The organism is Algoriphagus sp. AK58 (genome assembly GCF_014324365.1).
GTDB lineage: Bacteria > Bacteroidota > Bacteroidia > Cytophagales > Cyclobacteriaceae > Algoriphagus.
This window is the reverse complement of sequence record NZ_QEIG01000018.1, coordinates 199223-223125: the sequence shown is the minus strand read 5'-3', so window position 1 is coordinate 223125 and position 23903 is coordinate 199223. Positions and strand designations below refer to the sequence as shown.

The window sequence follows — 23903 nt, the reverse complement described above, 5'->3', positions numbered from 1 at the left end:
AATATAAACAGCACCTGTCTTTCAACAGATGCTGTTTGAATTGGTTTGAGGAGCGATTATTTTTTGTCTTCGCTTACTTCTTCGTAGTCTACATCAGACACTCCGTCACCTGCGCTTGAGCTTGCTCCTGCATCAGGACCTGGCTGAGCTCCAGCGCCCTGTGTGGCATTGTACATTTCAGTGGAAGCGGCTTCCCAAGCTTTATTTAGATTTGCCATGGCAGCATCGATTCCCTCAATGTTTTTCGCACCGTGCGCTGATTTCAAGGCTTCCAATGCTGAATTGATATTCGCCTTGTTGCCATCAGAGAGCTTGTCGCCGTATTCTTTCAGCTGCTTTTCAGTTTGGAAGATCAAGCTATCAGCTTGGTTAAGTTTTTCAATCTTTTCCTTTTCAGCTTTGTCAGCGGCAGCGTTTGCTTCTGCTTCACGCTTCATTCTCTCGATGTCATCCTGAGAAAGACCTGAAGAAGCTTCAATCTTAATCTTTTGCTCTTTGCCGGTTCCTTTGTCTTTTGCGGACACATTGAGGATACCGTTGGCATCGATGTCGAAAGTCACTTCGATCTGAGGAACTCCTCTTGGTGCTGGTGGGATGTCAGACAATTGGAATCTACCGATGGATCTGTTGTCTTTTGCCAAAGGTCGCTCTCCCTGAAGTACATGAATATCTACAGCGGGCTGATTGTCGGCTGCGGTGGAGAACACTTCGGACTTCTTGGTAGGGATTGTAGTGTTTGCTTCGATCAGTTTGGTGAATACGCCACCCATGGTTTCGATCCCCAAAGAAAGTGGGGTCACGTCCAAGAGAAGAACGTCTTTCACTTCACCGGTCAATACACCGCCTTGGATAGCAGCACCGATGGCTACTACTTCGTCAGGATTTACACCTTTGGAAGGTTTCTTTCCGAAGAATTTTTCTACCTCTTCCTGGATTCTAGGGATTCGAGTAGATCCGCCCACCAAGATCACTTCGTCGATGTCTGAGGCAGTCATTCCAGCATCTCTCAATGCTTTGGCGCAAGGCTCCATGGATCTCTTGATCAAAGATTCAGAAAGTTGCTCAAACTTCGCACGGCTCAAGTTTCTGACCAAGTGCTTTGGACCAGTCTGTGTGGCAGTGATGTAGGGCAGGTTGATTTCAGTAGAGGCAGAGCTGGAAAGTTCGATTTTTGCTTTTTCAGCAGCTTCTTTCAATCTCTGAAGTGCCATTGGATCCTTTCTCAGGTCGATCTGCTCTTCGGCTTGGAACTCCGCTGCAAGCCAGTCGATGATTACTTGGTCAAAGTCGTCACCACCCAAGTGTACATCACCATTGGTGGATTTTACCTCGAACACACCGTCGCCCAGCTCAAGGATAGAAATATCGAAAGTACCACCACCAAGGTCATACACCGCGATCTTCATGTCCTGATTTTTCTTGTCCATCCCGTAGGCCAAGGCAGCTGCGGTTGGTTCGTTGATGATACGCTTTACTTCCAAGCCGGCAATCTGTCCTGCTTCTTTGGTAGCCTGACGCTCTGCATCGTTGAAGTAAGCAGGTACCGTGATGACCGCTTCAGTGACAGTTTGTCCCAAGAAGTCTTCAGCAGTACTCTTCATTTTTTGAAGGATCATCGCAGAGATTTCCTGTGGAGTGTAAGATCTGTCTCCGATTCGAATAGCTACGGTGTCATTTGATCCTTGCTCGACTTTATAGGAAGCGTGTTTTTTCTCTTCGGATACCTCAGAGAATTTTTTTCCCATGAATCGCTTGACGGAAGAGATGGTATTAGCTGGGTTGGTGATGGCCTGGCGCTTGGCAGGGTCACCTACTTTTCGCTCACCGTTTCCATTGTCTAGGAAAGCCACAATCGATGGAGTGGTTCTTCTTCCTTCGCTGTTTTGGATGACTACAGGCTCGTTACCCTCCATTGCGGCTACGCAGGAGTTGGTGGTACCCAAGTCAATGCCTATAATTTTTCCCATGATTATATAAGTTTTATGTGTTTTCAGATTGAATCCTATCCCCTTTGCTCAATGCTTGTGCCATTGGTATTTTTCTGCTTTTTGGTGTCAGTTTGTCAGGATTTAGGTCTGGCGATTTGGGATAATGTCTACGAAATGTCACAGTGTAAGTTGGAAATACTGACTTTCTTGTCAGAAAAACAGGATTGGATGCAACCTAGCCATACTTGGAAGCATCTAGGAAACAATGAAACTATTTTTAAAAACCGAGAATCAGGAAAGGCGCAGATGGGTAGCGGTAATTATCCTTGGTCTTTTGTGGCTTTGGATAGGTTCAATCGGACAGGCGTTCTTCAGGGAGTGGATTTGGATGTTCTGATTTCAATTTTCAACACATGATCGACCAAAAATCATTTCCTGCTGAATTCCTCTAATTTTAAAGCATGAACGATAAATTACTACTACAGGATATTTTTATCTATCCCATCAAGTCTTTGGGAGGAATCAGGCTGGAAGAAGCCCGAGTGGAGGAGAAGGGGTTTCAATATGACCGAAGATGGATGCTGATAGATAAGGCGGGGAGGTTTGTTTCCCAAAGAGAGTTTTCATCGCTAGCCTTACTTCAAGTGGAAATCCAAGAAAATGGACTCTTGGTTTTTCATAAAAAGCAGGCTCAAAAATCACTATTCATTCCTTTTGATTTGGCCAAGGGACCAGATGTTCCTGTAGTGATTTGGGATGATCAGGTAATTGGAAAGGTGGTTTCCGAGTCAGTTGGGCGTTGGTTTTCTGATTTTCTGGGTTTTGATGTGGATCTGGTGGTAATGCCGGAATCTTCTCAACGCAAAGTGGATCCGCGCTATGCGGTCAATGGAGAGTCGGTGAGTTTTGCAGATGGAATGCCTTATTTGATTATAGGGCAATCTTCTTTGAATGAGTTAAACTCCAGATTGGAGTCGCATGTGCCGATGAATCGCTTTCGTCCCAATTTGGTTTTTTCCGGAGGCGAACCTTATCTGGAGGATAAGCTGCGCAAGATTCGGATCGGATCGGTTGAGTTTCAGATCGTGAAACCCTGCGCGCGCTGTGTGCTGACTACTGTGGATCAGGAAACGGGAGAAAAAGGTAAAGAACCGCTCAAAACCTTAGCGACTTACCGAACGGTGAATAATAAGGTCATGTTTGGCCAAAATGTGGTGGCTTTAAGTGGAGGATGCGTAAAGATTGGGGATGAATTGATCCCCATGTAGAAGCCTTAACTAACTGAAAATACAAAAGCCGGGAATATGTCGTCCCGGCTTTTTGGTTCTTGTAACGTTGGTTGTCTGATTAGAAGCTGAATCCGGTGGCCAGCTTGAAGAAGGAATCGTTGCCTTCTACCAAGTCGGTGCCAAAGGAGAATCTGGCAAATAGTCCGCCTGTAGGCTTGCTGAACTGCACGTAAGGTCCAAGCCACTGATATACATCTGTTGATGCTCTGCCATCGGATCCTCCTGAGTTGATCAAATGCTCGTAGTGCGCCCCAAAAGAGAAGAAATCACTTGCACGATAACCCAAGTTGAGCCAATAGTGAATGTATGACAAAGTGGTGCCATTGGCAGGAGCTTCATCGCGTAAAGGCGCGTAGTATCCAAAGTAGAACTGACCTTCCACTTTTTCTTTCAACAAGTTTACTGTCAGGTTGGGAACGATACCGTCACCAAAAATAGCTGGTCCACCGGTGCCCGAACTCAGCAAATTTCCATTTAGAATCCCGATCTGTGGATTGATGGATAGTCCTTCGCCTGCTTGGAAGTTGGCCCCCAAACCGAACTCGGTCCAGTTACCCCAAGCAGCACCTGTGCCACCTCCCCAGTGGATACCATAGAAAGTCAAAGCAGTCTTGTCTGAAAACCCATAGGAACCCTGGAAGGTAGGGTAGAATCCGAAAAATTGATCGGAATTCAGGGCAACCGAGAAGTTGAACTGCTTTTCCTCTTGAGCTATGGCCTGATTTGCTGCCATGATCAAGCCAAATGCTAGAAAAAGAATGGATTTAAATCCATTTGGTTTGATTTTGAACATGTTTTTCATGAATTAGTGTTTAAAGGTTTGAAATAGGTTTAAAATTGATGCAGTTCTGATTTAATACTTGTTTTAAAATCAAAATCTGGTTGAAAATAAAATCAAGTTTCTAAAGAAAAAACATTTTCATTGAAAAAAATGTAAAAAAATGACTTAATAATTATTGTTTTTGTAAATCATAAAAAATATTTATTAAAATTGCCTTATAATAAAAAAGGGGCCTCGAGGCCCCTTTTGGTGTTTCTGAGTCCCTTATTGGAACTCTTTGACGGTTTGAATGAATATTTTGACCATCTCCGGATCAATGTCAGGATACACCCCATGACCCAGATTGGCAATGTGTCTGGCTCCCCGGAATTCCTCCATCATTTCTATGGTTGCGGCTCTTACCTGTTCTGGATTGCCATAAAGGGCAGCTGGATCAAGATTGCCCTGTAAGGTTTTATTTGGGCCAATTAGCTTTCTGGACTCTTCGATGCCCATGTTCCAGTCCAGTCCAATTGTTTCGCAGTTCAGTTTAGCCATTTCTTCTCTGGCAAAAAATGCTCCTTTGGCAAAAACCGTCACCGGAACTTCGGTAATAGCATCACAAATTTGAGAGATGTAATTCAAGGAAAACTCTTGGTATTGCTTTGGTCCCAAGATTCCGGCCCAGCTGTCAAAAATCTGAACCAAATCTGCTCCTGCACGGATCTGAGCTTTCAGATAATTGATGGTAGAGTCAGTGATCAGCTGAAGTAACTTGTGGGAGAAAACAGGCTCACGATAGAGCATTTCTCTGGATTTGGAGAAGGTCTTGCTCCCGCTTCCTTCTACCATGTAGGCAAAAATCGTCCAAGGAGCTCCTGCAAAACCTATCAAAGGAACTCGGCCGTTGAGGTTTTTCTTGGTGATATGAATGGCATCAATCACATACTTCAGGTCATTGTCTCCGTCTGCCACTCGGAGTTTTTTTAGGTCAGTTTCGGATCGGACATTGGCAGGAAACCAAGGTCCTCTCTTTTCCACCATCTCATAAGGCAAGCCCATGGCTTCTGGGATCACCAGGATATCCGAAAAAATGATGGCAGCATCCACACCCAGAATGTCTACAGGCTGGATAGTCACCTCGGCGGCTAGCTCGGGAGTCTGCGCCAATTCAATAAATCCACTGACAGATTCGCGTACAGCTCGGTATTCCGGAAGGATTCGGCCCGCCTGTCGCATCAGCCATACTGGAGTTCGTTCGGTTTTTTCACCTCTCGCTGCCCGGAGCAGCAGATCGTTTTGGAGTTGCATGGCGCAAAGATAGGCTCGGAATTTTATTTGGGAAGGATAAAATCACACATAAAAAAACAGAGCCGTCTTTCCGATGGCTCTGTTTGAGTTTATTTTGTTAAGACCTCAATCTCTAGGTTGGAGTTGAGACTCTAGAAAGTCCTTTTCTTCAATACCAAGCATTTTGGTTACCGCCTCGTAGTCAGTCCAATCGATACGGGCTCCGGCAAAATCTCCTGGTACCACTACAATTCTAAATCGTTGACCCCTTGTCCAGTCTGCGCTCAGAGTTCTGTAATCAATTGGGCCATCCAAAAACAGTCTAAAGTCGTCTCTGGTGAAATCGTAATTGTACATTAGCACGCCCTCATTGAAAAATACTGTTTGAGGAAGAGCTCTCCAAATGGGAGTTTGTCCATTGGTTTCCCACCTGATAAAAGCCAATACCACATCGCTTTCAACAATCCTGGGGTTGAAATCAAAGATTCGCTCAAAATTGTTTGCCTCGGTAAAGTCAACATCCACTTGGAATACTTCACTGACAATATTTACTCCCGGTTGTCCTTGGGGACCCTGGGGTCCTTCTGGTCCGATCGGCCCCATTGGCCCTTCGCAGGATTGAAAAGCTACCAAGGTAATCAACCCCAAAATCGCGGCTATTTTTTTCATAGTTGAGTTAGTTTATGAGCTTTCCACGGCATGGATCGTGCCAAGGTTTGAGAAAAAATAAAGCTATTTTATGGGTGCGATCACATGGACTTCTGTCTCGCTGATAATCTTATCGATAAAAATCCCACTCAACTTCACTTTGTTTTCCTGGGCAAATTCTTCCAGCTTGGCTTTGACTTTATTTGGACCGGGCATAACCCACTTATTGGCACTCACTTTTGCCACTAAATAACGACTTTCTTGGAAGGATTTAGGTTCCAATTCTCCTGAGGCAAAAGGAAGATTAAGGCCCACAAAAACCTCCATTGTATCTAATTTTCCAGCGGGTTCGATGTAGTAAATGGTGTGAATTTTTGATCCGGGATTTAGCGATTGCTGCGTTTCAATAGCTTTGAAAGTTTCCTCCAGTTTTTTGTCCTGGGGGATACCCTTGAAGGTCTTTCCGGCTAATGTCTCAGGATTCCCTTCAATGAGGGTAATTTCAATAGGGTTATTTCCTCCCAGCTGGATGAAAAAATAGCATGCCACTGCTAAGGTGATGGCTGATGCTATGCCGAATATTCCAATCTTTTTCATCAATCAAAACAAATATCTGACCCCGATTCCTCCCTGTCCTTTGAAGTTGACTCGGTCGATGAGTTCAAGAAAAAAACCAATCTCCGCAAACACGCTGATGGGCGTCTCATCAAAATAATACTCAGCCCCAGCAAAAGCCTCCGGACCAAAATCAATATTGGTTCTTTTTTCACTCAATACAGGGTTGCCGGGCAAGTTAGGGCTGAGAAAATAGCTGTAATCGATGTATGTCGTCCGCAATTGAGCACCAGCGCCTACATAGCCCAACAAATATCCCTGGGTGATTTCAAACATGTCGGTTATGTCTTCGTGTAGCGCCATTCTTCCATTCAGGGAGATTCCTCTTGAAGCAGAATGGTTCAGGTAAAATGCGTTGGAAGAAGGAGGGTTGTTTTCGAAAGATCGTTGGTAGTAATCCTTTCCGTTTGGACTTCCTGCACCAAGCATTACTTCAAAGGAAAGGTAATCATCTAGAAAGTCCTTGTAAGTGAGGGAAAAAGGTTCTCCCAACCGAATTCCGGCTCCTCTTTCCTGTGAAAACCCAGCTAAAGGGATCAGGAGAAAGACAAACAGAAACTTAATTTTCATAGAAGTTGGTTTAGTATCACAAATTAAATAGCCATCATTTTGAGTTGCATTTGGTGCAACTGGGTGTAGTAACCGCCTTTTTCCAAGAGTGATTCATGGGTGCCTGTTTCTACGATTTCTCCTTTATGAAGGACTAAAATTTGATCTGCTTTTTGAATAGTGGACAGCCTGTGTGCAATGACGATGGAAGTCCTTCCTTTCATCATCTTCTCGATTGACTCTTGGATCAACTCTTCAGTTTCAGTATCCACGGAGGAAGTCGCTTCATCCAGAATCAGGATCTCAGGGTTGTATACCATGGCCCGAACGAAAGAAATCAGTTGTCGCTGACCTACAGATAGGGTAGAGCCTCGCTCCATTACATTGTAGTCCAATCCTCCGGGGAGTTTTTCAATGAATTTTCGGGCTCCAACAAGCTCAGCAGCTTCCATTACCTGTTCTTTGGAAATGGAAGGATTGCCGAGGGTGATGTTGTGATAGATACTGTTGGAGAAAAGAAACACGTCCTGCAGCACCACGCCGATGTGCTTTCTTAGAGCTCCCAATTCAAAGTCTCGAATATCTGTCCCGTCTATGTAAATGTGGCCTTTGTTGATTTCGTAGAATCTTGAAATCAGGTTGATGATGGAGGATTTGCCAGCCCCGGTAGCTCCAACCAAAGCGATGGTCTGCCCTTTTTTGACTTCAAAGCTGATGTCTTTGAGGACATACTCCTCGTCATTGTAGGCAAACCAAACATTTTCTAGCTTGATGTTCCCCTGAATTTTCTCAGGTTTGAAATTGCCTTCATTGGCAATATGCTCTGTGGAGGCAAGTAATTTGAAAATCCTTGAGGAGCTTACTACACCCATTTGCAGTGTGTTGAACCGGTCAGCTATCATCCTTATCGGTCTGAAGAACAGCTGCAGGTACATGATAAAGGAAATCAGTACACCTATCTGCAATTCCAGTCCTAGCACACCTACTGCTCCATACCATACCACCAGGCCGATCCCGATGGCTTGGATGATCTCAGCCACAGGAAAATACACGGAATAATACAATACGGAACGAATGTGCGCTGCACGGTGCTCCCGGTTGATTTCTTTGAATTTCTCGTATTCTCGCTTCTCCCGATTGAAAATCTGCACGATGTTCATCCCTGTAATGTGCTCTTGCAAAAAGGAATTCAGGTTAGAAACCGCATTTCGTACATCGTTGAAAGTGACCTTGATTTTTTCTTTGAAGACATAGGTGGAAATGATCAGGAGGGGCAGCGTACTCAAGCTGACCAAGGTCAACTTCCAGTCGATATAGAACATTACGCCCAAAATCGTAATGATCTGCAGCAAATCTCCAAGTATGGCCGCCAAGCCTTCACTGAAGACATCGGCGAGTGTTTCAATATCTGATACATTTCGAGTAACCAGTCTTCCTATCGGAGTATTGTCAAAAAATTTCAGTCGGAGTTTAAGTAGGTGCTTGTAGAGCCGTGCTCGGATATCTTTGATGATGACCTGACCGATCCAGCCTGAATAGTAGGTGTGGGCCCATTGAGCGACTGCCTGTACAACCATCAGGCCTACCAAGATGTAGATGATCTGAATTAAACCAGCCGTATCACCCACCGCGACATATTCATCAATGGCGACTTGGATGTAGTAGGGTCGGGTAGGAGCCAATATCGCCAAGGCGATCGTGAGAAAAACCAAAAAATAGAACTGAGCTTGATAGGGCTTTACATAGGTATAAAGCTGTCTCAAGACTTTCATGTCTATAATTTCCCCGGAGGACTCTTTTTCTTTTTCTAAGCTCAAAGCCTGATTAGTCTAGGTAAATGTCTGATGGATATTCGATTAGGCTCAAATACAGTCCTTTGGCTGGAGCTGCTTTTCCTGCCTGAGTTCGGTCTTTGGATAAAATGATGCGCTCAAGGTCTTCGACTTGCTTATGGCCAAATCCAATTTCAAGCAAAGTTCCTACAATTGCCCGTACCATCCCACGCAAAAAGCGATTTGCGGTAATATGGAATAACAATTGGTTATCTTTTTGTTCCCAATGTGCTTCATAAATCTTGCAACGGAAATGATTGACTTCCGTATGGACTTTGCTAAAGCACTCAAAATCCTCGTGTTGAAGGAGGATTTGAGCCGCTTCATTCATTTTGTCCACATCAGGATGATGAAAAAGTTGCCAAGCCAAGCCTTCCAAGAAAGGATTTTTGGAGAATGTAATTCTGTAGAAATAAGATCGCTTTATTGCATCAAATCGGGCATGAGCATCCGGTTTTACTCTTCGGACTGAGCGGATGGCAATTTCTTTTGGAAGGATGGCATTGATTGCTTTCAGGAAATTTTCGCTTGGGATCTGATTTTTTAAGTCAAAATGGCAAACCTGCATGCTTGCATGGACACCTGTGTCGGTTCTGCCGCTTCCCATGATGAAAATCGGTTCTCTGAAATACGTGCTGAGCGCTTTTTCTATACATTCCTGTACGGTAAAGGCATTTTGCTGGATCTGCCATCCGTGAAATGGACCTCCATGGTAACTCAGTTCCAGAAAATACCGAATTGTCATCTCGTTCATGCAGGCGCAAAGATACTATTCCCAATCAATTCGCCCGCCGAGATTTGTTTTCTTGATATTCCGGGGGGAAGGCTTTTTCTTTGCCCAAAATTTAAACCATCATGATTCAGCGCGTTCAAACGATATTTCTTTTCCTTGTTGCCGTAGCCATGGGTGTGACCATCGGTACTGAGCTTTGGAACCAAACAGGAGGCACACAAGGCGATACTTGGAATCTCACGGCATTCACTCTATCCAATTTAGATGCAAACGGGGAGGTGATTCAAACCTCCTCCAAGTGGTACCTCGGAGCCTTGGCGGCCTTTGCAGGGCTTTTGGCCATGATTTCGATTTTCCAATACCGAACCCGTTCGCGTCAGATGCTGCTCAACATGATCAATTCCCTGGTCATGGTTTCTTTGGTAGCGGCCACTTTTCTGACTACCAACGGTATCAATTCCAGTATCCAAGCCCAAGATGGAGGAAGCTACGAGATCGGTTTTTGGTCGATTTTGGTAGCTATGGTGATGAATATGCTGGCTAACCGATTTATCAAGAAAGATGAAGCACTGGTCCGTTCAGTAGATCGGATCAGATAGCAAATCAAGCCCGGCCTTACCGCCGGGCTTTTTTGTTTTCCTTTTGTGACTAAATGCTTTCCTTCCTGAGTTTGTCTTTCCTAAATTGACCTGTAAGAAACTTGACCTATGAAATTCGAAACCCTGACCATCCATAAAGGCAATCACATCACGGACAAAAATGCCCCTGTGGTGCAGCCCATTACCTTGAGTACCACCTTTGAACACGGGAATGAGGGGAATATGCTCTACACCCGTGCAGGAAATCCCAACCGGACTGCCTTGGAAGAAGTGCTTGCAGCGATGGAGAAAGGCGCGGATGCCGCAGCGTTTTCCTCAGGAAATGCAGCAGGTACGGCCGTTTACCAGGCCCTTGAGCCCGGATCTCATATCATCGCGCCAAACGACATGTACCACGGCTTGCATAATTCCATGGTGCAACTTTTTGCGGGAGTTTTGGAGGTGACTTTTGTGGATATGAGTAATCTGGAAGCAGTCAAAAATGCCGTTCGTCCCAACACCAAGCTCTTTTGGATAGAAACCCCTTCCAATCCTCTTTTGAAGATTACAGATATTCGAGCCATTGCCCAATTGGCGAAAGCTCAGGGGGCGATTTTAGCCTGTGACAATACATTTGCTACTCCGGTATTCCAAAATCCCCTGGATTTGGGTGCGGATATCGTGATGCACAGCAGTACCAAGTATTTTGGAGGACATTCGGACATTCTAGGAGGAGCATTAATCACCAAGGAAAAAGATTCCTTTTGGGACAAAATCCGAATCGTTCAACGTGTAGGCGGGGCAGTGCCTTCTCCTGCGGATTGTTATTGGTTGACCCGAAGCATCCGTACGTTGGCCTATCGGATGAAAGGTCATGCGGAGCATGCGATGATCTTAGCGGAGTTTCTCCTTAATCATCCCCATGTAGAGAAAGTTTTTTATCCGGGTTTGAAGTCTCATCCGGGACATGCTATTGCGGCCAGCCAGATGAGTGGCTTTGGTGGCGTAGTTTCATTTACCGTAAAAGGCGGAGCAGAAGATGCCGATCTTGTAGTGTCTAAGCTGAACTATTTTGTCAATGCCACCAGTTTGGGAGGAGTGGAAAGTCTGATCGAGCGAAGAGCAGCAGTGGAAGGTCCTGACACCTTGACTCCCCCAAACTTACTTCGGGTTTCTGTTGGCTTGGAGCATACGGATGATTTGCTGGAGGATATGGATCAGGCTCTAGGGTGAAAATCTGGAATTACGATTTTAGAATGATGAATTTCGACATTTAAAGTAGGCTTGTGACTTAAAAAACTCAATGATTTCATTCTTCATCAGGGTAATAGAATACTGAACAGCGAACGACGAATATCAAACTTTGAAAAAGAAAAGGTCCTGATCGAAAACTCAGGACCTTTTTGCTTACTTGTAGATCTCAACAGGCCAGCTGTCATTGCCAAGGTTGATGTCTGTAATGACCTTGTCTGGATCGATTTCGACTTTTTTCACTTGCTTGGAGGTCTTGTGTAAGTATCCCCAAGTATCGCCGCGTTGCCAGATTTCCACCGGTAGTTTGACGCGTTCTGTAGAATTGTCTTCATAGGTAAATTCCAAGATCACGGGCATAGGGAAGTCTCCTTTATTCACCAAGTTCACGAGGTAATTTCCCCCGTATGGCTGTACAGAATTGATGCCCAAATCGATGTTCCCGTTTCCATAAAACCATCCCTTCCAAAACCAGGATAGGTTTTCTCCGGCTACATTTTCCATGTGATTGAAGAAATCGGCAGGTTGAGGATGCTTATATGCCCAGGTTTTGATGTAGGAGCGAAAAGCATTGTCGAATCGCTCATGTCCTAGGATGTATTCTCTCAGCATGACTAGGCCGATGGCAGGTTTCATGTAAGCCACCATTCCCAGATTTCTAGTATCAGTGACATCCGGATAGTTGTCGATTCCCTCTCGGCTTTCGCTTGTGAAGTATCCGTTAAATCGGCGGGTTTGATTTAGTGTGGACGGATATTCGCCGTTGTTGAAAGCATTAGAGCTGTAGTGGTTAATGAAGGTGTTGAAGCCTTCGTCCATCCAAGCATAGCGACGCTCATTGGACCCCACGATCATAGGGAACCAGTTATGACCAAATTCATGGTCAGTTACTCCCCATAGGGAAGCTCCTTTGGAGTTGTAGTGACAGAAGTTTAACCCTGGATACTCCATGCCATTGATGTCGGCAGCGACGTTGGTAGCAGTCTCGTAAGGGAACTCAAACCATTGCTTGCTGTAATATTCGATGGAAGCCTTACTGTATTCGGTAGATCTAGTCCAGGCATCTTGACCATTGCTTTCCATCGGGTAAACGGACTGGGCCAAGGCAGTCTTCCCGCTGGGAAGGTTGATGCGGGAAGCATCCCAAATGAAGGAGTCAGAGGTGGCAAAAGCGATGTCGCGTGCATTTTGGATACGGAAGTGCCAGGTCACGGTACCGCTTTGTTTAGGTCGGGTGAGTGCGGTGTTTTTGATTTCTTCAGGAGAAACCAAATAAACCGTTTCCTCACTTTGAGCTGCTTTTGCGTATCGTGTTTGGAGTTCTTTGGAAAGCACTTCGGTAGGGTTCATCAACTTCCCTGACCCCACCACGATGTGATTGTATGGCACAGTCACTTTGTAGTCAAAGTTTCCATATTCCAGGTAAAACTCTCCTGCGCCAAGGTAAGGTTCTACGTTCCATCCTTCAGTTTCGTCAAAAACCGCCACTTTGGGATACCACTGCGCAAAGGCATAGATCCAGCCGTCTTTCACTTTCAGTCTACCCATGCGGTCCATACCTTTTTGGGGGACTTTAAAAGAAAAATCCATGGAAACGGTCGCTTTGCCGCCTCGGCCAGGAATCGGCTCATTGAACCAGACTTGCATGCGAGTGTCTTCGATCAAGTGCTTGGAGGAAAGAGTTCCTTTCGGGCCCACTTTGGCGGATACATTGCTGATGTCATAGCCTCCGTCCGTGTCTCCATTGTATCGGTTCCCTTGGACGGGAGTAGTCAATGTTCCTCTTGAAGTGGGCGTAAACCGATTTTGCTCTAGCTGAAGCCAAATGAAATCGAGACTTTCCGGACTATTGTTGGTATAGGTGATGGTGACTTTGCCGGAGAGCGTGTGACTGGCTTCATCCAAGGCCACTTCGATTTGATAGTCAGCGGCATTTTGCCAGTAGGCTTCTCCGGGTTTTCCGGAGGCGGTGCGATAGCTGTTTCCTTTTCGGTCCATAAACTCCGAGAAGTCCTTCTGATTATTGTCTTTCCCTTGCTGAGAAAAAGCAGGAAAAGTTGCGGTCAGAATAAAAATGGACAAAAGTCCACCTAGCAGGGTTAGTTTCTTCATGATTCGTTTTGATTTCGGCTCAAAATAGGGACAAATGTGCTTTTGGCGAATTTTTTTTACACAACTCACAGACTTTAACCTTTTTCGATTTTGAAGGATTTTTGTTTCCTGGGGAAAAACACATTTACCTTTGATCTCAAATTACCAACTACCTCAATGAAAAAAGCACTGTCAATGGTAGGTCTGTTTGTGGGTTCGCTGCAACTTCAAGCCCAAACAGATACCACCACCCAAAAACTGGATGAAGTGCTCATCCAGGAAAACCGAATTCAAATTCCTTTTTCCAAGCAAAGTAGAAATATCTCCGTGGTTGACCGACAGCAGTTGGAGACTACACCTGCCCGAAGCTTACAGGAAGTGTTGAGCTTTGTACCAGGAGTGGATGTGCGTCAGCGTGGCGTCACGGGTGTTCAGGCGGATATCGGTATCCGTGGAGGTAGTTTTGAGCAGACACTCATGCTCCTTAATGGAATCAAGCTTACCGATCCGCAGACAGGTCATCACATGATGAATATACCCGTTCCTTTGGTCAATATCGAGCGAGTGGAGGTTTTGAAAGGTCCGGGTTCACGGATATTTGGTCAAAATGCCTATACGGGTGCGGTCAATGTCATCACTCAGCTTTCTGATGTGAGAAGCCTTCGACTTCAGGGCTATGCCGGAGATTTTGGAATGAAAGGGATCAATTTTGCCGGATCACTTCCTGCCGGAAAATACCGTCAGAATCTTGCGATTTCCTATGATGACTCTAATGGTCATTGGTATAATTCGGATTACAAAGTCAGCAATATTTTTTACGAAGGTGGGGTTCAACTGAACGATGCACATGAACTCCGTGGAATGGTGGCCTACACCGATCGGACTTTTGGTGCCAATGGGTTTTATACCTCAGCTTTCCCAGATCAGTGGGAAAGCATTCAAACGACTTTAACTTCTCTTTCTCATACTTTTTCCAAAAATCAATGGTATCTCAATACCAGAGCCTATTGGAGAAGAAATGCAGATGAGTACTTGTTGCGAAGAAATGAACCCGATTTTTACCGCAACCTTCACACCTCAGATGTCTTTGCCATCGAGGCAAACGGAAGTTACAAAAGTAAATGGGGGACGACTGGATTCGGGGTCGAAACACGGAAAGAAGCTATCGAGTCCACTAATCTGGGAGATCATGATCGTTCCTTGGTTGGGGTCTTTTTGGAGCAATTGGTCAATCTGGGTCAAAAAACGGATATCCGGGCTGGAGTCTATTCCAATTATTATTCTGAATACGGATGGAAGCATTTTCCCGGATTGGAAGTAGGCTATCAGGCCACCAAAGCTTTACGGTTTTATTCCGGAATTGGGTCAAGTTTCCGGATTCCAACCTACACCGACTTGTATTATGTAGGGCCAACCAACATTGGAAATCCTGATTTGCAGCCCGAACAGGCAAGATCGTTTGAGTTTGGAGGAAAGTGGACTAAAGGTCCATGGAGAGCCGAATTGGTGTATTTTAATCGTTTTTCGGAAAATCTGATCGAATGGACTCGAACCAATGCTCAGCAACCTTGGCAGCCACAGAATTTCAATGAGGTAATTTTCAACGGGATCGAGTCCAGTATGTATTACCGGATCAATCCTAACGGAAAAGCAGTTCAGGTTAAGGAACTGATGGTGTCCTATAACTTTATCGATGCAAATTTCAATGCAAGACCGGGATTGGAATCCAGATATGCGTTGACTGCCTTGAGAAACCAATTTATTGGAGGGATTTTGCTTGGTTTGGGTCAAAAATTGGAGTTGAATACCAAAGCTCGCTATGTGGAGCGAATGGCATTGGATCCGTATTTTGTGCTGGATATGCGAGCCGATTACAACCGTACTAAGAAGTTGGGCTTTTTCGCTGAGGCATCCAATATCACCAATACCGATTATATCGAAGCAGGTACCGTTCAGATGCCTGGAAGATGGTTTAGAGCAGGATTTATGGTGAATTTAGAGTAGTAATTACTTTTTTCAGTTCATTTTCAATGGTTTGAAAATTTCAAATGAAAAAAAGTGGTAGGGGCTCTTGCATCCAAATTGATTCAGATTACCTTTGCATTCCCTTTCGAAAGGAAAGGTAATCGGAAGTTTAGCTCAGCTGGTTCAGAGCATCTGCCTTACAAGCAGAGGGTCGGGGGTTCGAATCCCTCAACTTCCACGTTTAAAAATTTCCCGAAAATACTTCGGAAGTTTAGCTCAGCTGGTTCAGAGCATCCCGACTACATCGGGAGAGTCGGGTGAAAGAATCCGAATGGAACCAAAAAGTAATGGAAGTTTAGCTCAGCTGGTTCAGAGCATCCCGAATACATCGGGAGAGTAGGGTGAAAGAATCCGAGTAGAACCAAAAAGTAATGGAAGTTTAGCTCAGCTGGTTCAGAGCATCTGCCTTACAAGCAGAGGGTCGGGGGTTCGAATCCCTCAACTTCCACAGCTAGCCTCAGATTTTTCTGGGGCTTTTTTTATTTTTAATCATGCCGTGTTATTTCTACATAATTTTTTCTCCGTCAAAACATAGATTTTACATCGGCCATACTTGCGAAGGATTGGCCGAACGCCTCCGAAAACATAATTCTAATCATAAAGGCTTTACAGGTGGATTAGCGGATTGGGAAGTGGTTTATTATGAAGAGCACATCAATAAAACTTCTGCCTATCAACGGGAAAGAGTTGTGAAATCATGGAAATCCCGAAAAAAGATTGAAGAATTAATATCGAATTGAAGTGTGCTCAGCTGGTTTAGCGCATCCCGATGCAATCGGGAGGGTCGGGGGTTCGAATCCCTCAACTTCCACATCGAAGCCTCAGAAAAATCTGGGGCTTTTTTATTTTTACTTATGCCGTGTTATTTCTACATAATTTTTTCTCCGTCAAAAGATAGATTTTACATCGGCCATACTTGTGAAGGATTGGCTGATCGACTTCGAAAACACAATTCCAACCACAAAGGCTTTACAGGAGGGTTATCAGATTGGGAAGTTCTTTATTTCGAAGAGTATGCGAAAAAAACAGACGCTTATCAACGAGAAAGAGAAGTGAAATCATGGAAATCCCGGAAAAAGATAGAGGATTTGATTTCAAAATAAAGTTTAGCTCAGCTGATTCAATGCATCCCGATGCAATCGGGAGGGTAGGGGGTTCTCCCGAAAGCTTTCGGGATCAACTTCCACATCGAAGCCTCAGACTTTTTCTGGGGCTTTTTTATTTCCCACAGATTGACACAGAAAAGGACACAGATTTCCGCAGATTTTTATACTACTACAATCTATGTTTTCAATCTTCGGTCTGCCGTCTTGGGACTTCCAGCTTTTCAGTATCCATACTTCCCCTTCCACGTCCCAGACAAATACTTTCTCAGCTCATTCTCTCGGGCATTTTCTCCGGGTTCGTAGAGTTTGGTGCCTTTGATTTCATCGGGTAGAAACTCCTGCTCGACAAAGTTGCCCGGAAAATCATGGGAATACTTGTAGGCTTTGCCATAGTTGAGGTCTTTCATCAATTTGGTTGGAGCATTTCTGAGATGCAGCGGGACGGAAAGATTTCCCGTTTCTTTGACCAAAGCTTGGGCCTGATTGATGGCTAGGTAGGAAGCATTACTTTTCGGCGAGCTTGCCAGATAGGTCACGCACTGGGAAAGGATAATCCGGGCTTCGGGGTAGCCGATGATTTTCACCGCTTCAAAACAATTGGTGGCTAGGAGTAAGGCATTGGGGTTGGCATTCCCGATGTCTTCCGAAGCCAAAATCACCAGCCTTCGGGCGATAAACTTCACATCCTCGCCGCCCTCGATCATCCGTGCCAACCAATACACGGCTGCATTGGGATCCGAACCACGAATCGATTTGATAAAGGCTGAAATGATGTCGTAGTGCTGCTCGCCGGATTTGTCATAAAGTGCCACCTTTTGCTGGGCGATTTGCATCACTTTTTCGTCGGTGATCACACAGGGATTTTCATTGATTCCGTCGATGACGATTTCGAGGAGGTTTAGGAGTTTTCGTCCATCTCCTCCAGAAATCCGAAGTAGCGCATCGGTTTCCTGAAGTTCAACTTGAATTTTTTTCAGATCCGAATCTTTCTCCAAGGCCTGCTTCATCATCGCCTCCATTTCGGCATTGCCCAAAGGATTCAGCGTGAATACCTGACAGCGGGAAAGCAAAGCCGAGTTGACTTCGAAGGAAGGATTTTCTGTGGTGGCGCCGATGAGTCGGATGATTCCTTTTTCCACCGCTCCCAAAAGCGCATCCTGTTGGGATTTGTTGAAGCGGTGAATCTCATCAATGAAAAGGACCGTTCCTCGCTGAAACTTGGCTTTGTCGATGACTTCCCGGATGTCTTTCACTCCTGAACTAATCGCACTCAGGGTGTAAAAAGGCACTTTGATCTCATTGGCAATGATGTTGGCAATCGTGGTTTTGCCCACACCCGGAGGTCCCCACAGGATCAGCGAAGGCACATTTCCCGATTTGATGGCTTTGTATAGAAAGGAAGATGGCGCAGACAAATGTTCCTGACCGATCAGATCTTCCAGTCGGATGGGGCGCATGCGTTCGGCTAGGGGAGTGGGGTTCATTTGGTGAGAAGCAAGAGATTAGAGGCAAGAAATTAGAAGGTGTCGAGTATCAAGATGCTAGTATCAAGAGCTCTGTCCTTTCAGATTTAATTTTCAATCGGCTTCGCAAAATACCATAAAAAAAGGCCTTTTCAGGCCTTATTGAATTCATATTGAATTATCGAGTCAAATTCTGTCTGTTTTGAATTTTATTCTTCCTCCAAGTCATAATCGTCCTGAAGACCTAGCCAGAATTTTGGAGTGGTTCCAAAGAATTTCGAAAAGCGGATGGCTGAATCCGCTGTAATTCTTCTTTTTCCAAGGATGATCTCAGAGATCCTTGTTTGAGGAATATGAGTTTCCTTAGCCAATTTATAGGCTGTGATTCCCATCGGTTTCAAAAACTCTTCGCTCAGAATTTCACCCGGATGTATGTTTTTGAGTTTGTCCATATCAATCAAAAATTGAAATATTTGAAAGTGGCCTAGAGCTTTCGTGCACAGTTAAAATCGAGATTCTTTCAGAATCAAAAATGGCATAAATGATTCTGAAGTTTCTAAAAATGATTTCCCTTACGCTCCTATTGTTTAATTCTGGCACTACTCTGCCGATTTCGGGATGGTTAGCTATCAAATTTTCTTTCTCAAAAATTTGATCCACAAGCTGAATTGAGAAGTTCACGGCAAAATCAGAATAGTATTCTTGAATTCTGTGAATATCCTCAATGGCTTGCTTTGACCATCTTACTTTGACCATTCCTTGACCATTCTTTTTGCCTCTTCAGAGGTGTAAGTCTCCCCTTGCTGAGTTTGTCTGATTCCGGTCTCAATTTTATTGAGAAGAATTAATCGATCCATCAATTCTTCAATCGAGAATTCATCAGGAAGGGATTTAATAGCTTCTATCGCTTTCTCTTTGGTAATCATAGGTTTAGCTTTTGATCAAGTTAAGGAGGTAATTCCAAATTTCAAACCTCAAATTTTCCCAATCCTCTTCCCAAATTCCTCCAAGTGCTCGTCACCAAAATCCAAGTGGGTCACAAAGCGAACCAAGTCCTTTCCGAATTTGACCGACTTGATATGTTGCTCGGCCAGCTTTTTCATGAATTCCTCCGGAGTAGTTCCTTCCAATCGGGCGATGACGATGTTGGTGGCCACAGGAAAAATCTCTGATACTACTGGCAGCTTGCTTAGCATTTCGCCTAAAGCTCGGGCTCTTTCATGATCTTCTTTCAGTCTCTCGACTTGGTGATCCAAGGCATAAATCCCAGCAGCGGCCAGAAATCCCGCCTGTCGCATTCCTCCTCCAAATACTTTTCGGACTTTTCTGGCTCGCTTGATGTCAGCTTTTGATCCGAGAAGAACTGACCCAATCGGACAACCCAAGCCTTTGCTGAGACAGATCGAGATGGTATCAAAATGCGCTCCCCAATCGGCAGGGCTTTCGCCGGTTTCTACCAAAGCGTTGAACAATCTGGCTCCATCCAAATGAAGCTTGATGCCTTTTTCTTTGCAAAGCACATGGATGGGCTTGATTTCATCCAAGGTATAGATGCTTCCCCCGCCTTTGTTCATCGTGTTTTCCAGAGAAACCAAGGTCGTCTCAGGCGCATGCACATCGTCGGGATTGATGGATTCGGCGACTTGGGCAGCGGTGATTTTCCCCAAATCTCCCGACAACAGCTTCACAGAAGCAAGTGAATTGGCCATGATGCCACCGCCTTCATAGAGGTAGATGTGCGAATGCTGATGGCAGATCACCTCCCGCTGAGGTCCGGTATGCAGCCGAATCGCAATCTGATTGGTCATGGTGCCGGAGGGGCAGAAAAGCGCCGCTTCCATCCCAAATAGCTTCGCGATTTTGTCCTCTAGGGCATTGACGGTCGGATCTTCTCCAAACACGTCATCGCCCACGGGGGCAGTAAACATGGCTTCTTTCATCCCCGGAGTAGGCCGGGTCACGGTATCACTTCTTAAATCAATCAGCATGGGTGAAATACTTGGATTTTGAACTGGTTTTAGGTTTAAGTGCTTCGATAGCTTTAGCGGCTTCGATGGGTCGGTCGGTGGCCAGGATATCTGCACCGTTTTGGACAAAAGTAGCATAAAGCTCGTCTCCTCGGGCTTCAGCACTTTTATCCAAGTTGCCCAAAGTGCCTAAAATGGTAAATACCCCTTTTTCGTGAAGGGCTTTGTTAAATTCAGGAGTTCGTTCAGTCACACCGGTGAAAGCAATCACCCGATTCCAAGGAATCCCGGTTTCTTCCAACCTTCCTATTTCTTCTTCATTACGGATTGTTACCGAAAGCATCAATTCCGGCGCCATTCCATGTAGTTTTTTGGCTGCATCAAAGGAGTAAGTGATCAGTGCAGCATAGGTTTCCGCCTTGTTTTTGCGGACTGCTTCTACCACTTTTTCAAAAGGAACTGATCGCTTGATATCCACGGTCAGAAGTACTTTCCCTTTGGACCAAATCAATGCTTCGTCTAGGGTGGGCACTTTGAATTCAGTCAGATTTCCCTCGTTATCCTCCAAATAAAGACTTTGGATATAGTCGAAATCCACCTCGTTGACTTTTCCGGTTCCGTTGGTGGTTCGGTCGAGTTCATCATCATGCATGAGTATCAAAACAGAGTCCCGAGTCATGGCCACATCGAGCTCGATGATGGATGGGGTGTATTTCAGCACATGTTCAAAGGTTTCGATGGCATTCTCGGGAAATCCCGGATAAGGTCCGCCGCGATGAGCCGATACCATGGGGATGCGATCTGAAGTCCAGCTGTAAAAATCCCGGTTCTCCTCCAGATCGAATACTCGTGTAAAATGTAATCCTCCCTGGGAAGCTTCTTTTTCCGTTTCGGAATCCGGACTTTCGCAGCTCCAGAGGAGTAGTAGACCAGAGAGTGCCAAAAGCCTAAAAGTAGTTGGAATCATTTGACCGTTTTTTTGCTCTAAATAGAAATAAAGGTTCGGATTATAAAAACTGAAATTGAAGAGAACCCGAATTCCTTTTTTAAATAGCGCCTTCCCTGTTAGATTTGGGTTAGATTTCTCTGATTGAGCCTGCAAATCACCTTTCGTCAATCCACTTTCAACGCCTTGAAAATTCCCCCATTCAGGAGATATGTCCTGCTCCTTTGCCTTTGTTGCTTGGGAGCTTCGACGTCTGTTGCCCAGCTTTCCAAGATGGATAGCCTGAAAAAAGTGCTAGAACGGTCCGATTTGCCTGATACCACTCGGGTGAATTTGCTGATTGAACTTTGCGAAGCAAGTACTTTTACCGAAGAGCAGGGAGGAAAAGCATATGCCGAGGAGGCTTTGGAGATTTCCAAGAAAGTCCGATTTGCAAAAGGCGAAGGCCAAGCCAACAATTCCATCGGTGCCTATTACCTGCAAGTCGGGGATCTGGAAAAAGCACTTTCTTTTGTCCTCGAGGCCGAAAGGGTCTATAAAAAAGCAGGTGATTTTTCTGCCAATCTTTTGGCCGTTTACAATAATCTCGGTATTATTTATAATCGAACTGGCGAAACTCAAAAGGCAATTGAAGTGTATAAAAGTGCGATTCAATTGGCAGAAAGTGAAAAAAATGCCCAAAGCCAAGCCATTCTTTACAATAACCTAGGTTCGGCTTATGACAATCTCAAACAGTACGACAGTGCGCTTTGGGCTTTTGAAAAAGTAGAGGAAGTCAGTCTGACTGCCGGCATCCAAGTAGGTGTCATGATGGCCAAAAGCAATCTTGGGTCAGTATATTTTTCAATTGGAGAGCTTTCAAAATCTGAAGAGGAATACCTCCAAGGCCTGAAAATCGCTGAGGAAGGGCAATTCACCCGAAACATTGCCACGATCTTACTCGGTCTGGCGGATGTTTATTCGGCACAGGCCAAATTAGGCGATTCAGAAGAGTACTACCAGAGAGGCTTGAAAATCGCAGAGGAAATCCAGTCTTGGCCCTTGATTCAGGATGGCTATGAGGGCTTGGCTTTGGTTCAGGAAAAAAGAGGAAACCTAACAGGCGCTCTTCAGTCTTTCCGCAAATGGCAGCAGGCAAGGGATAGCATTTTTTCTCAGGAAAAAATCCAGACTCTAGAGGAACTCAAGGCCCGCTACGAGTCCGAAAAGAAGGAAGCCGAAATCCTGGCGCTTTCTCAGGAAAATGAAATTCAAACGCTGGAACTCGCTCAAAAAAACCAGTTCTTGATTTTTGGAGGAATTGGCATGGTTCTTCTCGTGAGTTTGGGGTATAGCTATTTTCAGCGCAAAAAACTCAAATCAGAAGCCCAAATGGCCGAGATCGAGCAGCGTTTTCTTCGCTCTCAGCTCAATCCGCACTTTATCTTCAATGCCCTTTCTTCGATCCAAAACTTCATGCTCAAGTCAGAGGGGAAAACGGCCTCCCGCTATTTGGGGAAGTTTTCCAAACTGATGCGGCAGGTACTGGAAAATTCTAGGTTAGAATTTATCCAGCTTGAGGAGGAAATTCGCATGCTGGAAAATTACCTGGAGATTCAAAAGATTTTAGTGCAGAAGGAATTTGATTTTCAGATTGAATGCCATGAATCTCTGGATCAAGGTCAAGTATCGATTCCTCCAATGTTTGTGCAGCCCTTTCTGGAAAATGCCATTCAGCATGGCCTGATGGACTCCGGAGGTAGAATCGATGTGGAGTTTAAACTTGCCGGAGATTATATTGAGATTTCGGTTCGTGACAATGGGGTTGGTATTCTTTCAACTTCCCAAGCAAAGGAAAATCACCGATCTTTGGCAACATCCATCATCCGCGAGCGAATCGATAATTACAATAAAAAGCTCAAAAACCGTATCCAACTGAAAATGCTGGATCGATCAGAGCAAAACGAAAAAGGAACCGAAGTCCAACTTTTAGTTCCATTTTTGGCAAACTAGACTGAACTATGAAGGCTATCCTCATCGATGATCAATCTCATGTCAGAGAAAATCTGAAAATGCTTCTGGAGGAGTTTGTCCCCGATGTGGAGGTCATAGCGGAAGCTGATGGAGTGAAGTCAGGTTTAGAGTGCGTGAAAAAGTACAAGCCTGATCTGGTCTTTTTGGATATTGAAATGAACGATGGGACGGGGTTTGATCTGCTTAATCTGGTGAAAGAACGAACTTTCCGAGTGATTTTTGTGACGGGACATGATGGCTACGCAATCCGGGCATTTCGGGTCGCAGCGATTGACTACCTGCTCAAGCCTGTAGATCCGGATGATTTGACCGAGGCTGTGAAAAAGGCGAAGCATCAGCGGCCCATTCAGGAGATACAGGTAAGCGAGGCCATCTCTTCCCAATCCACCGAAAGGCTGAAGCAGTTGGTTCTTTCAGATTCAGACAATGTGTACCTCGTGCAGTTGTCGGAAATAATCCGTTGCCAATCCGAGGATAATTACACGCGTTTTTTTCTTTCGGATGGGAGAAAATTGTTGATTTCCAAGACGATGAAGGAATTTGCAGAGCTCTTGGAAAAGGCTGGATTTTTCCGTTGCCATCAGTCTCATTTGATCAATTTGGTCTTTTTTGACCATTTGGATAAAAGAGATGGGGGCACGATTTTTTTGAAAGATGGCTCCACTGTTCCTTTGGCCACACGCAAAAAAGACCTCCTAATTCAGGCTTTGAAAGAAGCTTAATTTTCGGATTCTCGGTATTTCTCTACAGTTCCTCAAGTATTCCCCGCGAATGCTCATCCTTTATTTTGGGGTACTTTCTTAGACCTACTTTTGGGCA

24 protein-coding genes and 3 tRNA genes are annotated in these 23903 nt (G+C 44.9%); 12 read left to right on the top strand and 15 right to left on the bottom strand.

Annotation, left to right across the window (positions count from 1 at the left end; translation table 11 throughout):
- Positions 1-56: 56 nt before the first annotated feature.
- The gene (gene dnaK, locus DDT91_RS16510) at positions 57-1967 is read right to left on the bottom strand and encodes a molecular chaperone DnaK (RefSeq protein ID WP_187177291.1); all 1911 of its coding nucleotides are present in this window, start codon (positions 1965-1967) and stop codon (positions 57-59) included.
- A 51-nt stretch (positions 1968-2018) separates the two neighbouring features.
- Here dnaK and DDT91_RS16505 point away from each other — a divergent pair, with 51 nt between their 5' ends.
- Together DDT91_RS16505 and DDT91_RS16500 are read left to right on the top strand one after the other, a co-directional pair.
- Positions 2019-2345: a hypothetical protein gene (locus DDT91_RS16505; protein ID WP_187177290.1), complete on the top strand. Its 327-nt coding sequence runs from the start codon at positions 2019-2021 to the stop codon at positions 2343-2345.
- 44 nt (positions 2346-2389) lie between these two features.
- A complete protein-coding gene (locus DDT91_RS16500; protein WP_187177289.1) occupies positions 2390-3196 on the top strand; it encodes an MOSC domain-containing protein in 807 nt (268 codons plus the stop codon).
- Between the two features lie 79 nt (positions 3197-3275).
- Here the strand turns inward: DDT91_RS16500 and DDT91_RS16495 are convergent, their stop codons facing one another.
- The 7 genes from DDT91_RS16495 to truA all read right to left on the bottom strand — a co-directional run bounded on the left by DDT91_RS16495 (position 3276) and on the right by truA (position 9665).
- The gene (locus tag DDT91_RS16495; RefSeq protein ID WP_255502158.1) at positions 3276-4019 is read right to left on the bottom strand and encodes a DUF6733 family protein; all 744 of its coding nucleotides are present in this window, start codon (positions 4017-4019) and stop codon (positions 3276-3278) included.
- Positions 4020-4262: 243 nt separating this feature from the next.
- On the bottom strand, positions 4263-5288 hold the full coding sequence (hemE, locus tag DDT91_RS16490) for a uroporphyrinogen decarboxylase (RefSeq protein ID WP_187177288.1): 1026 nt from the start codon (positions 5286-5288) through the stop codon (positions 4263-4265).
- Between the two features lie 105 nt (positions 5289-5393).
- A complete protein-coding gene (locus DDT91_RS16485; protein ID WP_187177287.1) occupies positions 5394-5936 on the bottom strand; it encodes a hypothetical protein in 543 nt (180 codons plus the stop codon).
- Positions 5937-5999: 63 nt separating this feature from the next.
- A complete protein-coding gene (locus DDT91_RS16480) occupies positions 6000-6512 on the bottom strand; it encodes a hypothetical protein (RefSeq protein WP_187177286.1) in 513 nt (170 codons plus the stop codon).
- A 3-nt stretch (positions 6513-6515) separates the two neighbouring features.
- Positions 6516-7100 carry a hypothetical protein gene (locus DDT91_RS16475; protein WP_187177285.1) on the bottom strand — a complete coding sequence of 195 codons (585 nt, stop codon included), beginning with the start codon at positions 7098-7100 and terminating at the stop codon, positions 6516-6518.
- Between the two features lie 23 nt (positions 7101-7123).
- Positions 7124-8896 (bottom strand): ABC transporter ATP-binding protein, encoded by a 1773-nt coding sequence (locus DDT91_RS16470; RefSeq protein ID WP_187177284.1) that lies wholly within the window; start codon positions 8894-8896, stop codon positions 7124-7126.
- Between the two features lie 7 nt (positions 8897-8903).
- Complete coding sequence (gene truA / locus DDT91_RS16465) at positions 8904-9665, bottom strand: tRNA pseudouridine(38-40) synthase TruA (protein WP_187177283.1); 762 nt, start codon at positions 9663-9665, stop codon at positions 8904-8906.
- Between the two features lie 101 nt (positions 9666-9766).
- On the opposite strand from truA, the gene DDT91_RS16460 reads away from it, so the two are divergent.
- On the top strand, positions 9767-10243 hold the full coding sequence (locus DDT91_RS16460) for a DUF4293 domain-containing protein (protein ID WP_187177282.1): 477 nt from the start codon (positions 9767-9769) through the stop codon (positions 10241-10243).
- A gap of 108 nt (positions 10244-10351) precedes the next feature.
- Positions 10352-11455, top strand: a complete 1104-nt coding sequence (locus tag DDT91_RS16455) for a PLP-dependent aspartate aminotransferase family protein (RefSeq protein WP_187177281.1) — start codon at positions 10352-10354, stop codon at positions 11453-11455.
- 174 nt (positions 11456-11629) lie between these two features.
- Here the strand turns inward: DDT91_RS16455 and DDT91_RS16450 are convergent, their stop codons facing one another.
- Positions 11630-13585, bottom strand: a complete 1956-nt coding sequence (locus DDT91_RS16450; protein ID WP_187177280.1) for a M1 family metallopeptidase — start codon at positions 13583-13585, stop codon at positions 11630-11632.
- 156 nt (positions 13586-13741) lie between these two features.
- Between DDT91_RS16450 and DDT91_RS16445 the strand changes: the two genes are divergently transcribed.
- The 6 genes from DDT91_RS16445 (at position 13742) to DDT91_RS16420 (ending at position 16692) form a co-directional block, all read left to right on the top strand.
- Positions 13742-15568 (top strand): TonB-dependent siderophore receptor, encoded by a 1827-nt coding sequence (locus DDT91_RS16445; RefSeq protein WP_187177279.1) that lies wholly within the window; start codon positions 13742-13744, stop codon positions 15566-15568.
- Positions 15569-15692: 124 nt separating this feature from the next.
- A tRNA-Val gene (locus tag DDT91_RS16440) sits at positions 15693-15767 on the top strand.
- A 195-nt stretch (positions 15768-15962) separates the two neighbouring features.
- Positions 15963-16037: transfer RNA gene (locus tag DDT91_RS16435), tRNA-Val, on the top strand.
- Between the two features lie 43 nt (positions 16038-16080).
- On the top strand, positions 16081-16329 hold the full coding sequence (locus tag DDT91_RS16430) for a GIY-YIG nuclease family protein (RefSeq protein ID WP_187177278.1): 249 nt from the start codon (positions 16081-16083) through the stop codon (positions 16327-16329).
- Positions 16328-16400: transfer RNA gene (locus tag DDT91_RS16425), tRNA-Cys, on the top strand. The genes DDT91_RS16430 and DDT91_RS16425 overlap by 2 nt, the downstream gene beginning before the upstream one ends.
- A gap of 43 nt (positions 16401-16443) precedes the next feature.
- Positions 16444-16692 carry a GIY-YIG nuclease family protein gene (locus DDT91_RS16420; protein ID WP_187177277.1) on the top strand — a complete coding sequence of 83 codons (249 nt, stop codon included), beginning with the start codon at positions 16444-16446 and terminating at the stop codon, positions 16690-16692.
- 224 nt (positions 16693-16916) lie between these two features.
- On the opposite strand, the gene DDT91_RS16415 is transcribed toward DDT91_RS16420, so the two are convergent.
- From DDT91_RS16415 to DDT91_RS16390, 6 genes are all read right to left on the bottom strand, one after another.
- Positions 16917-18179 carry a replication-associated recombination protein A gene (locus DDT91_RS16415; RefSeq protein ID WP_187177276.1) on the bottom strand — a complete coding sequence of 421 codons (1263 nt, stop codon included), beginning with the start codon at positions 18177-18179 and terminating at the stop codon, positions 16917-16919.
- A gap of 188 nt (positions 18180-18367) precedes the next feature.
- Positions 18368-18610: a HigA family addiction module antitoxin gene (locus DDT91_RS16410; protein WP_187177275.1), complete on the bottom strand. Its 243-nt coding sequence runs from the start codon at positions 18608-18610 to the stop codon at positions 18368-18370.
- 1 nt (position 18611) lies between these two features.
- A complete protein-coding gene (locus DDT91_RS16405; RefSeq protein WP_187177274.1) occupies positions 18612-18914 on the bottom strand; it encodes a type II toxin-antitoxin system RelE/ParE family toxin in 303 nt (100 codons plus the stop codon).
- Positions 18902-19084, bottom strand: a complete 183-nt coding sequence (locus DDT91_RS16400) for a hypothetical protein (protein WP_187177273.1) — start codon at positions 19082-19084, stop codon at positions 18902-18904. The genes DDT91_RS16405 and DDT91_RS16400 overlap by 13 nt, the downstream gene beginning before the upstream one ends.
- A 48-nt stretch (positions 19085-19132) precedes the next feature.
- Positions 19133-20146, bottom strand: a complete 1014-nt coding sequence (locus tag DDT91_RS16395; protein WP_187177272.1) for a low specificity L-threonine aldolase — start codon at positions 20144-20146, stop codon at positions 19133-19135.
- The gene (locus tag DDT91_RS16390; protein WP_187177271.1) at positions 20136-21092 is read right to left on the bottom strand and encodes a glycerophosphodiester phosphodiesterase family protein; all 957 of its coding nucleotides are present in this window, start codon (positions 21090-21092) and stop codon (positions 20136-20138) included. The genes DDT91_RS16395 and DDT91_RS16390 overlap by 11 nt, the downstream gene beginning before the upstream one ends.
- 252 nt (positions 21093-21344) lie before the next feature.
- On the opposite strand from DDT91_RS16390, the gene DDT91_RS16385 reads away from it, so the two are divergent.
- Both DDT91_RS16385 and DDT91_RS16380 read left to right on the top strand, forming a co-directional pair.
- Positions 21345-23063 (top strand): tetratricopeptide repeat protein, encoded by a 1719-nt coding sequence (locus DDT91_RS16385; RefSeq protein WP_187177270.1) that lies wholly within the window; start codon positions 21345-21347, stop codon positions 23061-23063.
- A gap of 8 nt (positions 23064-23071) precedes the next feature.
- Positions 23072-23806 (top strand): LytTR family DNA-binding domain-containing protein, encoded by a 735-nt coding sequence (locus DDT91_RS16380; RefSeq protein WP_187177269.1) that lies wholly within the window; start codon positions 23072-23074, stop codon positions 23804-23806.
- The last annotated feature ends 97 nt before the right edge of the window (positions 23807-23903 follow it).

Coding starts and splice junctions, on each gene's coding strand:
- DDT91_RS16400 (WP_187177273.1), bottom strand. CDS start 19,084: ATGATTACCAAAGAGAAAGCGATAGAAGCTATTAAATCCCTTCCTGAT.
- DDT91_RS16410 (WP_187177275.1), bottom strand. CDS start 18,610: ATGGACAAACTCAAAAACATACATCCGGGTGAAATTCTGAGCGAAGAG.
- DDT91_RS16495 (WP_255502158.1), bottom strand. CDS start 4,019: ATGAAAAACATGTTCAAAATCAAACCAAATGGATTTAAATCCATTCTT.
- DDT91_RS16405 (WP_187177274.1), bottom strand. CDS start 18,914: ATGGTCAAAGTAAGATGGTCAAAGCAAGCCATTGAGGATATTCACAGA.
- DDT91_RS16395 (WP_187177272.1), bottom strand. CDS start 20,146: ATGCTGATTGATTTAAGAAGTGATACCGTGACCCGGCCTACTCCGGGG.
- hemE (WP_187177288.1), bottom strand. CDS start 5,288: ATGCAACTCCAAAACGATCTGCTGCTCCGGGCAGCGAGAGGTGAAAAA.
- DDT91_RS16445 (WP_187177279.1), top strand. CDS start 13,742: ATGAAAAAAGCACTGTCAATGGTAGGTCTGTTTGTGGGTTCGCTGCAA.
- dnaK (WP_187177291.1), bottom strand. CDS start 1,967: ATGGGAAAAATTATAGGCATTGACTTGGGTACCACCAACTCCTGCGTA.
- DDT91_RS16390 (WP_187177271.1), bottom strand. CDS start 21,092: ATGATTCCAACTACTTTTAGGCTTTTGGCACTCTCTGGTCTACTACTC.
- DDT91_RS16485 (WP_187177287.1), bottom strand. CDS start 5,936: ATGAAAAAAATAGCCGCGATTTTGGGGTTGATTACCTTGGTAGCTTTT.
- truA (WP_187177283.1), bottom strand. CDS start 9,665: ATGAACGAGATGACAATTCGGTATTTTCTGGAACTGAGTTACCATGGA.
- DDT91_RS16460 (WP_187177282.1), top strand. CDS start 9,767: ATGATTCAGCGCGTTCAAACGATATTTCTTTTCCTTGTTGCCGTAGCC.
- DDT91_RS16475 (WP_187177285.1), bottom strand. CDS start 7,100: ATGAAAATTAAGTTTCTGTTTGTCTTTCTCCTGATCCCTTTAGCTGGG.
- DDT91_RS16455 (WP_187177281.1), top strand. CDS start 10,352: ATGAAATTCGAAACCCTGACCATCCATAAAGGCAATCACATCACGGAC.
- DDT91_RS16430 (WP_187177278.1), top strand. CDS start 16,081: ATGCCGTGTTATTTCTACATAATTTTTTCTCCGTCAAAACATAGATTT.
- DDT91_RS16480 (WP_187177286.1), bottom strand. CDS start 6,512: ATGAAAAAGATTGGAATATTCGGCATAGCATCAGCCATCACCTTAGCA.
- DDT91_RS16500 (WP_187177289.1), top strand. CDS start 2,390: ATGAACGATAAATTACTACTACAGGATATTTTTATCTATCCCATCAAG.
- DDT91_RS16505 (WP_187177290.1), top strand. CDS start 2,019: ATGCTTGTGCCATTGGTATTTTTCTGCTTTTTGGTGTCAGTTTGTCAG.
- DDT91_RS16450 (WP_187177280.1), bottom strand. CDS start 13,585: ATGAAGAAACTAACCCTGCTAGGTGGACTTTTGTCCATTTTTATTCTG.
- DDT91_RS16415 (WP_187177276.1), bottom strand. CDS start 18,179: ATGAACCCCACTCCCCTAGCCGAACGCATGCGCCCCATCCGACTGGAA.
- DDT91_RS16385 (WP_187177270.1), top strand. CDS start 21,345: ATGGATAGCCTGAAAAAAGTGCTAGAACGGTCCGATTTGCCTGATACC.
- DDT91_RS16380 (WP_187177269.1), top strand. CDS start 23,072: ATGAAGGCTATCCTCATCGATGATCAATCTCATGTCAGAGAAAATCTG.
- DDT91_RS16420 (WP_187177277.1), top strand. CDS start 16,444: ATGCCGTGTTATTTCTACATAATTTTTTCTCCGTCAAAAGATAGATTT.